Genomic DNA, 12,508 nt, shown 5'->3' with positions numbered 1-12,508 from the left:
GGCGCCCCGCTGGGAAGCAGTTGCGGGTGGCGGGCACGATGGGGTTCGACCCCGACGCGGACCGGTTCCGGCAGCGCGCTGCTTTTCGCCGCGCGGATGCCGCGGCGCCCGCCGCCCGCACCGGGCGGGCGACGGGCGCCGGCAAGGCTCAGGCGGGCCGGTCCAGCCGGTCCGCGACGCGGTCCCAGTGGTGGTCGGCGTCGCCGAAGGCCAGCGCCCACGCCGCCATCTGGCCGGAGAAGAAGTGCAGGTCGTGCTCGTGCGTGAAGCCGATCGCGCCGTGCACCTGGTGCCCGGTGTCGCAGACCCGCCGGCACGCCTCGCTCACCCACGCCTTGGCCATCGACACCTCCGCCGCGGCGTCCAGCCCCTCCGTCAGCCGCCAGCTCGCCTCGTACGCCATGAAGCGCGAACTCAGCACGTCGATGGCCATGTTCGCGCAGTGGTGCTGGACCGCCTGGAACGAGCCGATGGGCCGGCCGAACTGCTCGCGCTCCGCGGCGTACGCGACCGTCAGGTCGAGGACCCGCTGGGCCGCGCCGACCATCGCGGCGCAGGTGGCGGTGGCGCCGTACGCGTCGATCGCCTCGGCGACCTCGCGGCCGGCGGTCAGGGCGCGGTCGCGGGGCACCCTCACCCCGTCGAAGCGGACGTGGCACGGCCGGTCGGCGCCGATGGCGTCGAGCCGCTCGCGGACGACGCCGGGCGCCGAGGCGTCCACCAGCAGCGCGGGCCCCTCGGCGGGCACGACGAGGAGGTCCTCCGCGGCGTGCGCGTACGGCACGAACCGCGCCGTGCCGTCGAGCACGAAACCGTCGTCCGACGGGGCCGCGGCGATCTCGCCCCCGGTGCCGTCCCAGCGGCCAGGCACGGCGCTCATGACCCGGCCGCGGGCGATCTCCGGAAGCCACCGCGCCTGCTGCGCCGCCGTGCCGAACCGGGCGAGGGGCAGCCCGCAGCACGCCACCGTGGCGACGTACGGGCTCGGCACCAGGGCGTACCCCATCTCCTCCACGACCAGGCACAGCTCCAGGAACCCGGTCCCGACTCCGCCGTGGGCCTCCGGCAGCGCCAGCCCGGTCCAGCCGAGTTCGACCAGTTCCTTCCACAGCGCGGCGGAGTAGCCGGCGGGCTCGCCGGCCACCGCCCGGGCCCCGGCGCTCGCGCTCCGGGACTCCAGCAGCCCGCGGGCGGTGTCCTTGATCAGCTCCTGGTCCTCGGTGAGTGTCAGGTCCATCAGTCCACCGGCGGGATCTTGTCGGACCGCACCCACACGCCGGGCCGCTCCTCCCAGAAGAGCTGCACGAGCACGCCCCCGGTGTGCTTGGGGTGGATGAACGTGTCGCGCCAGGCGGCGCCGTCGGTGCTGCCCTCGTTCTCGCCGAACGTCGGCACGCCGTGGTGCGTGCAGGCCGCCGCCGCCCGGTCCCAGTCGGCGACCTCGAACGTCACGTGGTGTGCGGCGGCGCCGTTCCGGTCCCAGAACCGCTCGATGAACGAGTCCTCGCCGCGCGGCATGATGACCTCCCAGCAGATCGTCGATCCGGGGATGTTCAGCACGAGGTCCGCCATGTCCGGGTGCTCGTCCTCGGGTGTCCGCCAGACCTGTACGAAGCCGGCGAGCCGCTGGTACCAGCGGGCCAGCTCGTCGCGGTCGGGGAACGCCTGGCACACGTGGTCGAGGGCGACGATGCCGAGCGAGGGCGCGTCCGTGGGCTCGCCGGTCGCCGGTACGGCGGGACCGTCGCCGCACAGGTCGAGGGCGCCGGGGCCGCGCAGCCGGAACAGCACGCCGGGACCGCGCTCGGGCGGCGACAGCGACGCCTCCAGCCAGCCGCCGTCCCCGCCTGCCGCCGGCTTGACGCCGAGCGCCTCCAGCTCGGCGCGTACGGCACCGAGGTCGGGGACCTCCGCGGCGACGTGGTGCAGACCCGGGCGGCCGCCCTGGCCGTCGAGGAACTCCTGGATCGCGGACCCCTCGCCGGCCGGCGCCAGCACCTCCCAGGTGTGCCCCGGGTTCCCGGGCAGCTCCAGCCGTACGCCGCGGCAGCCTTCTGCGGGGTTGTCCCAGCTCCGCGTGCGGCGGAACCCGAACAGCCCTTCCAGCAGCGCCACCTGCGGCTCCAGCTCCGGTGCGACCTGGCCGATGTGGTCGATCCGGTAAATCCGCACAGATCCTCCTCGCTCGATTCCACTCCGGGCCGGGCACCTCAGCTCGGATGCGGTTCGATCCAGTCGTACTCGTTGGTGACCAGTTCCTTCACCAGGCGCAGGTTGTACCGGTTCATCGCCGCGATCCGCTCGGCCAGTTCGCCGACGCGCTTGTCGAACTCGTCCGCCGGATACACGTCGTTGACCAGGCCGATCCGCTGCGCCCGGGCGGCGTCGAGCCGGACGCCGGTGAAGAGCAGCTCCTTGGCCATCGCCTTGCCGACCCGGCGCGGGAGCCGCTTGACGCCGCCCCAGCCCGGTGCGGACCCGCCGAACTCCGGCTGGTCGGGGTCGCCGTCCTCGGTCATCTTCGGCCGGTACGGCGGCCGGGCGGACAGCGTGATCTCGACCAGGCCCATCTTCGCGTCGTCGGAGGCGACGATGAAGTCGGCGGCCAGCGCCAGCTCGAGACCGCCGCCGACGGCGTAGCCGTGCACGGCCGCGACGACCGGGACGGACAGCCGCTCCATCATCGCGAACGTCTTCTCGCCGAGCCGCCCCTGCTCCACCCGCTCCTGCTTGGTGAGCTGCTCCGACCAGCCGAGGTCCATGCCGGCGCAGAACGCCCGCTCGCCGGCGCCCCGCAGGACCACCACGCAGACGTCCTCGTCGTCGTCCACCTCGGTGAAGAACCGGCGGAGTTCGCTCATCGTCGTCGGGGTGAGCGCGTTGAGCTTCTCGGGCCGGTTCAGGGTCAGCCAGGCGACCCGCTCCTCGATCTTCAGGTCGAGGGTCTCGTACATGGAGAGGATTCCTCCTTGGTCGTTATCGGCTGCGGGGCAGGTTCAGGCCCCGGGTGGCGATGACGTCGCGCTGGATCTCGGACGCGCCGCCGAGAAAGGTGGAGGCGACACTGTCGCGCGCCATGTGGGTGAAGACACCGCCGAGCGGGGCGTCGCGGCGCTGCCAGAGCTGGGCGGACCTGCCGAAGGCCGAGGCGCCGGTACGGGCCAGGCGCTGGTGCAGCTCCGCGCCGAAGAGCTGGTTGACCGACGCCTCGTAGCCCGGCACGCCGCCGGCCGCCTGCTTGGACACGGTGTAGCGGGCGAGGTTGTACTGCACCCGGATCTCGGTGTGGCGGCGGGCGATCTCCCGGCGCAGCGCGGCCCTGGTGTCGTCCCTGAGGAACGCGCGGCCCTCGTCGGAGCCGACGTAGCCGACGAGTTCCGACAGTGCCTGCTCGTACTTGATCGTGGCGCCGATGCCGGCCCGTTCGAAGCTCAGCGCGGTCATCGCGACGTACCAGCCGCGGTTCTCCTCGCCGACCCGGTTGGCCGCGGGCACCCGGACGTCCTCGAAGAAGATCTCGCAGAAGGGCGTCGCCCCGCGGATGTCGGTGATCGGGCGGATGGTCACCCCGGGAGCGGCCGCGTCGACGAGCAGGAACGTGATGCCGCGGTGCGGCCGCGCCGCCTCCGGATCGGTGCGTACGAGCACGAACAGCCAGTCCGCGTACTGCCCGAGCGAGGTCCACACCTTCTGCCCGTTGACGGTGTACGTCCCCGTGGCCTCGTCGCCTTCGCGGACCGCGCGGGTGCGCAGCGAGGCGAGGTCGGAGCCGGAGCCCGGCTCCGAGAAGCCCTGCGCCCAGGTGACCTCGCCGCGGGCGATCGGCGGCAGGTGCGCGGCGCGCTGCCCGGCGGTGCCGTGCTCCAGGAGCGTCGGGCCGAGCAGGAAGGCGCCGATCCCGTTCACGGTGGGGACGCGGGCGCGCATCATCTCCTCCTGGAGGACGAACTCCTCCAGCGCCGGGAGTCCCGCCCCGCCGTACTCGGCCGGCCAGTGCGGGGTGATCCAGCCGCGCTCGGCGAGGACCGCGGCCCAGGCGCGTGCCCCCTCGCGGCGCGCCGGGTCGTCGGAGAGCCGGTCGACCGGCCAGTTGTAGCCCCAGACGTCCTCGGGTTCGAGGCTCTGCTCGGCCTCGGGATCCGGCACGTAGGCCGGCGGGAAGCGGTCGCGCACGAAGGCGCGCACCTCTTCCCTGAAGGCCGCCTGCTCCGGGGTGTCCGCCCAGTTCACGGCGTCTCCTCCCGGTCCCAGGTGCCGGGGGTGAGGCCGTGGTCGCCCTCGGCCCGCAGCCGGTACTTGGCGACCTTGTCGGTGGGCGTACGCGGCAGGGCGTCGATGAACTCGATGTAGCGCGGGACCATCGAGCGGGGCAGCCGCTCCGTGCAGAACGCGACCAGTTCGGCGGGCTCCAGCGCCGCTCCCGGCTGGAGCACGACCGCCAGCTTGACGTCCTCGTCGCCCAGGTCGGAGGGCACGCCGATGGCGGCCGACTCCAGGATCGACGGGTGCAGGTTGACCTCGCACTCCAGGTCGAAGGCGGAGATGTTCTCGCCGCGGCGCCGGATGGCGTCCTTCATCCGGTCGAGGAAGTAGAAGTAGCCGTCGGCGTCGCGCCACACGCGGTCCCCGGTGTGGAACCACATGTTGCGGAAGCAGTCGGCGGTGGCCTCGGGGGCGCCGTAGTACCCGGTGGTGATCACGAACGGCTGTCTGGGCCGTACGACCAGCTCGCCGGGCTCGTCCGTCCCGACCTCGCGGTCCCACTCGTCGACCACCGCCACCTCGAACCGCTCCTCGTGGGCCTGCCCGCACGACCCGAGCCGCCACTCGCCGTACGGGCTGGCGGTGGCGATCCCGACCTCCGTGCTGGTGTACGTCTCCACCGAGCGGACGCCGAAACGTTCCCACAGCGGCTCGTCGAGGCTCGACTTGCCCATGTAGAAGGTCTCCAGCGGGTGTTCCTTGTCGCGCTCGGTGCGCGGCTGGTTGAGCAGGATCGGGATCATCGAGAAGACGCTCATGGCGACCTGCGCGTCGAACATGCGCACGTCGTCCCAGAACCGCGAGGCGCTGAACCGCTCGACGATGGCGATGGCCCCGCCGGCGAGGAGCGCCGACATCACGCCGTCCCAGAGCCCGGCGGCGTGGAAGAGGGGCAGCGGGCAGTACGTCGTCTTGCCCCACCGGTCGAGGAAGTCGAGCGAGTCCAGCGCGCAGGTCAGCGCGAGGGCGTGCGGGACCATCGCGCCCTTGGAGGGGCCCGTGGTGCCCGAGGTGTACATGATCGCCTGGAGGTCGCCGAAGCCGACCTCGACGCGGGGTGCCTCCACGCCGTTGGACAGCAGGCTGGACAGCGTCGCGGCGGGCTTGCCGAGCGCGCCGAGCCGGACGTCGGACGCGCCTTCCGTCCGTACGATGACCCGGCCCAGGTCGGGCAGGTGCCGGGCCACCTCCGGGAGTCTGTCGGCGTACGGCGCGTCGATGATCAGCGCCGAGGCGTCGGAGGAGTGCAGGACGTGCCGGAGCAGTTCGCCGCGGTAGCCGACGTTGATCGGCACGGCGACGGCACCCAGCCGGGCCAGCGCGAAGATCACGTGGATGAAGTCGGCGCAGTTGGGGAGCATCACGCCGACGTGGTCGCCCCGGTCGATGCCCGCGGTGGCCAGCCCCTGGGCCACGCGGTCGGCCATCGAGTCGACCTCGCCGTAGGTGACCTCGCCCTCGCGGAATTTGAGGAAGGTCTCTGTCCGATGGGTTTCGGCCCGTTCTCGGAGTACGTCACCGAGGACCAGGCTCGCCAGCGCTTCGTTCCGCATTCGAACCTCTTGCTTCGCTTTTGGGCGGCACTGATTCGCTTGCGACGGTCGAACTGATATTGACTACCAAGGTCGTTGATATCGGACCACGAAAGAATGCGCCTCGCAAGGGTGCTTGGCGCCGCCGGGCCGGCGTCCGGACCAGTCGGAGAGTCAACTCGCGCTGTGGCGCGGCGTGTTGGAGCCCCAGCGGTGCGCGGGCTCCTTACGGCAGAAAGCGGCGCCCGGCGCGACGTACGCGCCGGGCGCCGCTTGGCGCGGGCTCCGGTTACTGGTCCTCCGTCTTGGGCTCCTCCGCGTTGCGCCAGATCGTGAGGTCGAAGGTGACGTACGACGCGTCACCCGACTCCCGCTTGCCGCGGTACGTCGCCACGGCGATATGGCCCGCGTCGCTGAGCACGCAGAACTGCGAGCCGTCGCCGACCTGGTCGAGGGTGATCTTCTCGGTGAAGCGGGTCTCCGTGCGGCAGGTCTCCAGGGAGCCCTTCTCCGAGTTGTTCAGCAGGATGAACTTCCCGTTGTCGGTGCCGATCCAGGAGTCCTCGAAGAGGGTGTCGACGTAGTAGTACAAGTCCTTGCCGCTGTAGGACACGTCCCCTTCTTCCGGCCGCGGAGGGTTGTCGGCGAGGTTGAGGGCGTAGTTCTGCGTCACGTCGACGCCCTCGTACGTGACCGGCTTCGGGTCGACCGGCTTCTTCTCCGTACCCGAGGCCGCCCCCTCACCCGAACCGTGCGAGCCGCCACCGGTGCTGCTGCTCGCGGGCGGCTTGCTCTCGTCGCCCTTGTCGGAGTCGTCCGGCAGCAGGGAGCCGATGACCCCGAGGACGACGAGCACCCCCACCACCGTCGCGGCGATGATCAGCCCGGTCCGCTTCTTCTTGGGCGGCGGCGGGGCCGCGTAGGGCGGGCGGACGCCCGGCGGCGGGGTGCGGTAGCCGGGCGGGGGCGTGCGGTAGCCCGGCGGGGGCGCGGAGTGCATCGGGTGCCCGGGGGGCGGCGGCGCGCCGGGCACCCCGGGCGCGCTCTGCGTCGGCGCGGCGGCGGTCGGCGAGAACGCGGCCTGCGGATGCATCTGGCCCGGCCCCGGCCCCGGCGCCGGGTGCTGCGGTGCGAACTGGGTCGGCGGGTGCTGCGGCGCGGCCTGGGCCGGAGTCGGCGCGACGGTCGGCTCCGGCGGCGGGGTCTTCGCCGGTTCGGGCAACTGCAGCCGCTCGGTGATCGAGCCGACGACCGACTGCGGCAGCCAGTCCTCGCCCTGGCGCAGCGGCTCGGGCGAGATCTCGTGGCACTGCTCGATGATCTCCGTCAGGCTCGGCCGCTCCTCCGGATCCCGCGTCAGACAGCGGGTCACCAGGGGCAGCAACTCCGCGGGCACCCGGCTGAGATCGGGGTCCTCGTGCACGATCCGGTAGAGCACCGCGTGGGAGGGCCCTTCACCGTACGCGGGTGAGCCGATCGCCGCGTAGGCCGCGATCTGGCCGAGGGCGAAGATGTCCGTGGCCTTGCTGATCGTCCCCGCCGCCGCCTGCTCCGGCGCCATGAACGCCGGAGTGCCCACGCTGACGCCGGTGCCGGTCAGCGCGGTGGTCTCCGCGGCGCGCGCGATGCCGAAGTCGATCACGCGCGGGCCGTCGGAGGCCAGCAGCACGTTGGCGGGCTTGAGGTCGCGGTGGACGATGCCCGCGCCGTGGATGACGTGCAGCGCCTCGGCGACGCCGACGGACAACAGCAGCACGCTGCGCAGCGGCAGCGCGCCGTGCTGCGCCACGGCGTGCGCGAGCGAGGGACCCGGCACGTACGCCGTGGCCAGCCAGGGCTGGGCGCCCTCGGTGTCGGAGTCGATGACCGGCGCGGTGTACAGGCCCTGCACGCGCTGCGCCGCCTGGACCTCCCGCTGGAAGCGCCGCCGGAACTCGGGGTCCTCGCTGAACTCGGGCCGGATCACCTTGATCGCGATCGGCCGGCCGCCGGGCGTGTAGGAGAGGTACACCTTGCCCATCCCGCCCGTGCCGAGCACGGCGGCGAGCCGGTAACCGCCGACGACGGCCGGGTCGCTTGGCTCGAGCGGCCGGAAAAGGTTCGCCGAAGGTCCACTGGTCATGGTGATCATCCCCTGTTCACGGCAGTCGAATCTCCTGCCGACACCCCGAAGTCAACGGGGAGCGTACCGACTTTCCTTCACCCTCCTCACCACGTAGGGCAACAACCCTGCAACAACAGGTTCCTTCCGCACCCGCCGAAGGTCCCCGTGGGTGGCATCCGTCCTGGCGCGGACCGCGACCGTGTCCGGTTCGCCGGAATGAGTATGCGTACTCATGCCCGTATTCCGCGTGCGGCGGACCATGGCTCCATGAGACAGCTCTCAGCCGTCGCGGCCGTGGGTCTCGTGCTGGCCTGCCCGGTCTGGGTGTGGTGGGCAGTCGGTCAGTTGGACGCGGACTTCGACGATCTCGACTACTACATGCGGCCGCCGGAGCTGCCCCCGGGGCTGGAGCCGGCCCTCGGGATCAGCGGGATGACCGTCGCCGTCGTCTGCGCGGTGGTGCTGGTGGCCGCCACCGCTCTGGAGTGGTTCGACTGGCGGTGGTGGCAGGTGATCGGGCCGCTGGTCCTCGCCGGAATCGGCACCGGGTACGGCTGGCGGATCCTCACCGCCGGTGGCATCGGCGCCAACATCGGCGCCGGGTTCGTGATGCTCTTCGGGGTGCCGGCGCTGTTCGCGACGCTCGTCTGGGCGCTGGTGCGGAGCTTTCTGCTGGTACGTCAGGCGCGCAGCCGCCGGAGCTGACCCCGCCGGCTGCCGGACGCATCCAGGCGGATCCGGCACTCAGGGGCGGGATCGTCGCCCGTGCACAAGTAGAGTGCAGCCACGTGTCGTGACCGTCACCTCTGGGGGATGCGTGCTGCGGCAACTGGAGTACCTGGTCGCCCTCGCCCGGGAGCAGCACTTCGGCCGGGCCGCCGCCGCCTGCTTCGTCTCCCAGCCCTCCCTCTCCGCCGGCATCCGCAAGCTCGAAGCCGACCTCGGCGTCCCCCTCATCCGCCGCGGCGCCCGCTACGAGGGACTGACGCCCGAGGGCGAGCACGTGCTGACCTGGGCACACCGCATGCTCGCCGAGCACACCGCCCTGCGCCAGGAACTCGCCTCGCTGCAGGGCGAGCTGACCGGCACCCTGCGGCTGGGCGCCATCCCCACCGCACTCACCGTCGCCTCCCTCATCACCACCCCCTTCTGCGCCCGGCATCCGGGCGCGAAGGTCGGCCTGGAGTCGCTGTCCTCCCGGGACATCACCCGCCGCCTGACCGGCCTGGAGATCGACGCCGCGCTGACCTACCTCGACGACCCCACGCTCCGCGACGTACAGCACATGCCGCTGTACGAGGAGCGGTACGTGCTGCTGACCCCGGCCGACGGGCCGCTGGCCGGCGCCGCGGAGGTGAGCTGGGCGCAGGCCGCCGCCCTGCCGCTGTGCCTGCTCGGCCCGCGCATGCGCAACCGCCGCATCCTCGACGAGAACTTCGCCGCGGAAGGTGCGACCGCCTCCCCCGCCGTCGAGTCCGACACGGTCGCCGGCCTGTACGCGCACCTGGCCGCGGGCCCCTGGTCCAGCGTCGTCTCGCACGCCTGGCTGCACATGTTCGGCGTGCCCGAAGGCAAGCACGTCGTACGTCTCGGCGGTCCGGCCCACGGCGCGCGCGTCGGCCTGGTCGTCGCCGAGCAGCGGCCCCAGCCGCCCATGGTCAGGGCCCTGCTGGCGGTGGCGCGTGAAGCGGGAGTACGCGGGTCCCTGGACGCCCTCCTCCACCGCCACCTGCGCTCATAGCCGACTCCTCATGCCCATAGAACACTTCGCTTTGACCCGGCGGACTCCCCGCCGCCACCGTGAAGGCCATCCCGCACAACTCGCCTCACCTCATCGAGGAGTCCGGCCATGGCCAAGGTCCTGTGCGTGCTCTACGACGACCCCACCGGCGGATACCCGGCCGGCTACGCCCGCGACGACCTGCCCCGCATCGAGTCCTACCCGGACGGCCAGTCGGCGCCCACGCCCCTGGGCACCGACTTCACCCCCGGCCATCTGCTCGGCAGCGTCTCCGGCGAACTGGGCCTGCGCGCCTTCCTGGAGAGCCGCGGCCACACCCTGGTCGTCACCTCCGACAAGGACGGGGGCGCGAGCGTCTTCGACCGCGAGCTGCCCGACGCCGACGTGGTGATCTCCCAGCCGTTCTGGCCGGCCTACCTCACGGCCGAGCGCATCGCCGCCGCCCGCAACCTCAAGCTGGCCATCACCGCGGGCATCGGCTCCGACCATGTCGACCTGGACGCCGCCATCGCCCACGACGTGGCCGTCGCCGAGGTCACCTTCTCCAACAGCATCAGCGTCGCCGAGCACGTGGTGATGTCGATCCTCGCGCTGGTCCGCAACTACCTGCCGTCGAACCGGGTGGCCCGCGAGGGCGGCTGGAACATCGCCGACTGCGTCGAGCGCTCGTACGACCTGGAAGGGATGCACGTCGGCACGGTCGCCGCCGGCCGTATCGGGCTGGCCGTACTCCGCCGGCTGGCGCCCTTCGACGTCACGCTCCACTACACCGACCGGCACCGCCTGCCTGCGGACGTCGAGGAGGAACTGGGGCTGGTCTTCCACGAGTCGACCGCGGCCATGGTGCCGCACTGTGACGTCGTCACCATCAACGCGCCCCTGCACCCCGAGACCGAGGGCCTGTTCGACGCCGGACTGCTGTCCACGATGCGGCGCGGCGCGTACCTCATCAACACGGCCCGCGCGCGCATCGTCGACCGCGACGCCGTCCGGGAGGCCCTGGAGAACGGCCGGCTGGCGGGCTACGCGGGCGACGTCTGGTATCCGCAGCCGGCCCCGGCCGACCACCCGTGGCGGACCATGCCGCACCACGGCATGACCCCGCACATCTCCGGCTCGTCCCTGTCCGCCCAGGCGCGCTACGCCGCCGGGACCCGCGAGATCCTCGAATCCTGGCTCGACGGCAAGCCCATCCGCGACGAGTACCTGATCGTCTCCGGCGGCGCCCTCGCCGGTGCCGGAGCCCACGCGTACGCGGTCAACGAGCCCACGGCCTGAGCCTCCCGCCTCGGGCGGCCGCCGCGGTGCTTCCCGTCGGCCTGCGGAAGAACCGCGGCGGTGGCAACCGCGGCGGCCCCGGGCGCGGGCGCGTACGGCGCGACGCCCCTGCTGGCAACGGACCACCGTGAGCGGGCACGGCCCGGCGGCGGGTCGTCGGATCACACGGCGGTGCCCGTGACGCCGTCCTCGGGCCCGCGCATGGCGGCGCGCAGGACGGATGCGCCCGTGGGGGTGAGGGTGTGCAGCACGGCCGGGCCGTGCCGGACAGTGGTGATGAGCCCGGCGTCGCGCAACGCGGTGGCGTGCCTGCTGGCGGCTGAGGCCGAAACCCCCGCGGCGCGGGCGATCTCGCCCGTCGTGGCGCCCGCGGACGCGGCGCGCAGCGCGACCGCCCGGGCACGGCCCAGCAGGTTCGTGAGGGACCGTTCGGGGGCACCGCCGGTCACGGAGCGGGCTTCGGGCTCGTGGAGCAGCGAGTACCAGACCACGGGCGGCAGTCCCGGGTCGGCGAAGGCGACCGGCTCGCCCCAGTTGAAGTACGAGGGGACGAGGGTGAGTCCGCGGCCGTTCAGATACAGGTCACGGTCCTCCGCCTGCCTGGGGTAGGCGACCTCCAGGACGGGCGGGCACCAGCGCAGCATGGGCCTGAGCCCCGCGAGCATGCCCTCCACTCCGCCGTCGAGAAGCCCGCGGGAACGTGCCGCCCGCTCGGCCTCGATCCGCGCCTGCATCTGCTCGGCGTGCGGGGCGACGACGGCCTCGTAGTACGCGCGCAGCATCCCCGTGAACTCCCTGCGCGCGTCCCCTCCGGCCAGTTGCCCGGCCCACGCGGGTGCCCCGACGGTCTCGTCGAGGAGGGTCATCTCCTCGACGACCCGTTGCGGGGGCGTGGCCAGGATCGACTCCAGCCCCGCGTCCAGGCCGTTCACCGCATCGGCCGGAGTGAGGAAGTCCGGAAAGTACGCGGCCCTGGGGTACAGGGGCAGCAGGACACTCCGCAGCGCCCGCTCCAGCCCCGCCTCCCGCAGCCCCTGCCGTGTGGTGCGGTACCAGCCGGCGTAGGCCCACCGTCCCCCGCGGGACTGCAGCCGGTGCAGACTCGCGGCGATCTCGAACATGGGGTCGGGAGCGGGGGCGAGCCGGGTCCTCGCCAGGTCCACATCGGTGAAGTGAATGCGGAGCACGTCGTTCCCCCAGCCTGAGTTCCGGATCCTGCCCGGCAGCGCGCCTGGGTCCGCTCGGCGCGTGATCGGGCGAGATGATCGTAGGAAGCTGCGATCAGGAAACGATAAACGGCTGTTCAACGAGCGTACGACGCATGCTTGCCGGCGCCTGCGCGGGGACGGGCGCCGGGTTCAGGCACGGGCCGGGGGAGGTGACGGCGCGTGGGGCGCGGCGGGCCGCTTGTCGCATACGCCGCGTCAGGGGGTCACCGGTCGAGGTCGTGCAGACGGCGCCGGCGGGGACAGACGCTTGCGACACAGCTCAAAAGCCCAGATCAGGGGCGTAAAAGGCGCCCCAGCGAGATGTCAGGCCAGCGTGGTCATCTTGACATGTCCTCGAAAGGAGGCCGTAGTTGATGAAGAC

Annotated in this window: 10 protein-coding genes; 3 read left to right on the top strand and 7 right to left on the bottom strand. The window is 72.4% G+C overall.

Annotation, left to right across the window (positions count from 1 at the left end; all coding sequences use genetic code 11):
- Positions 1-148: 148 nt before the first annotated feature.
- The 6 genes from ACFYVJ_RS06460 to ACFYVJ_RS06435 form a co-directional block, all read right to left on the bottom strand.
- Complete coding sequence (locus tag ACFYVJ_RS06460) at positions 149-1,237, bottom strand: acyl-CoA dehydrogenase family protein (RefSeq protein WP_388887120.1); 1,089 nt, start codon at positions 1,235-1,237, stop codon at positions 149-151.
- The gene (locus tag ACFYVJ_RS06455; RefSeq protein ID WP_388887119.1) at positions 1,237-2,172 is read right to left on the bottom strand and encodes a VOC family protein; all 936 of its coding nucleotides are present in this window, start codon (positions 2,170-2,172) and stop codon (positions 1,237-1,239) included. Before ACFYVJ_RS06455 ends, ACFYVJ_RS06460 begins: the two co-directional genes overlap by 1 nt.
- A 38-nt stretch (positions 2,173-2,210) precedes the next feature.
- A complete protein-coding gene (locus ACFYVJ_RS06450) occupies positions 2,211-2,954 on the bottom strand; it encodes an enoyl-CoA hydratase/isomerase family protein (protein WP_388887117.1) in 744 nt (247 codons plus the stop codon).
- Between the two features lie 22 nt (positions 2,955-2,976).
- Positions 2,977-4,230 carry an acyl-CoA dehydrogenase family protein gene (locus ACFYVJ_RS06445; RefSeq protein WP_388887115.1) on the bottom strand — a complete coding sequence of 418 codons (1,254 nt, stop codon included), beginning with the start codon at positions 4,228-4,230 and terminating at the stop codon, positions 2,977-2,979.
- Positions 4,227-5,816, bottom strand: coding sequence for an AMP-binding protein (locus tag ACFYVJ_RS06440; RefSeq protein ID WP_388887114.1), 1,590 nt, complete (start codon positions 5,814-5,816; stop codon positions 4,227-4,229). The genes ACFYVJ_RS06445 and ACFYVJ_RS06440 overlap by 4 nt, the downstream gene beginning before the upstream one ends.
- Before the next feature lie 268 nt (positions 5,817-6,084).
- Positions 6,085-7,926 carry a protein kinase gene (locus ACFYVJ_RS06435; protein WP_388887113.1) on the bottom strand — a complete coding sequence of 614 codons (1,842 nt, stop codon included), beginning with the start codon at positions 7,924-7,926 and terminating at the stop codon, positions 6,085-6,087.
- Between the two features lie 240 nt (positions 7,927-8,166).
- On the opposite strand from ACFYVJ_RS06435, the gene ACFYVJ_RS06430 reads away from it, so the two are divergent.
- The 3 genes from ACFYVJ_RS06430 (at position 8,167) to ACFYVJ_RS06420 (ending at position 10,918) form a co-directional block, all read left to right on the top strand.
- Positions 8,167-8,604, top strand: coding sequence for a hypothetical protein (locus tag ACFYVJ_RS06430; RefSeq protein WP_388887111.1), 438 nt, complete (start codon positions 8,167-8,169; stop codon positions 8,602-8,604).
- A gap of 88 nt (positions 8,605-8,692) precedes the next feature.
- Entirely contained in the window at positions 8,693-9,640 is a 948-nt protein-coding gene (locus ACFYVJ_RS06425) for a LysR family transcriptional regulator (RefSeq protein WP_388887110.1), read from the top strand.
- Positions 9,641-9,748: 108 nt separating this feature from the next.
- Complete coding sequence (locus ACFYVJ_RS06420; RefSeq protein WP_388887109.1) at positions 9,749-10,918, top strand: NAD-dependent formate dehydrogenase; 1,170 nt, start codon at positions 9,749-9,751, stop codon at positions 10,916-10,918.
- Positions 10,919-11,079: 161 nt separating this feature from the next.
- Here ACFYVJ_RS06420 and ACFYVJ_RS06415 read toward each other — a convergent pair whose 3' ends face one another.
- Positions 11,080-12,105: an ArsR family transcriptional regulator gene (locus ACFYVJ_RS06415; protein WP_388887107.1), complete on the bottom strand. Its 1,026-nt coding sequence runs from the start codon at positions 12,103-12,105 to the stop codon at positions 11,080-11,082.
- Positions 12,106-12,508 lie beyond the last annotated feature (403 nt).

Origin of the sequence: Streptomyces sp. NPDC004134 (assembly GCF_042874195.1) — a bacterium.
Lineage (GTDB): Bacteria > Actinomycetota > Actinomycetes > Streptomycetales > Streptomycetaceae > Streptomyces.
This window is presented reverse-complemented; position numbering and strand designations above follow the sequence as displayed.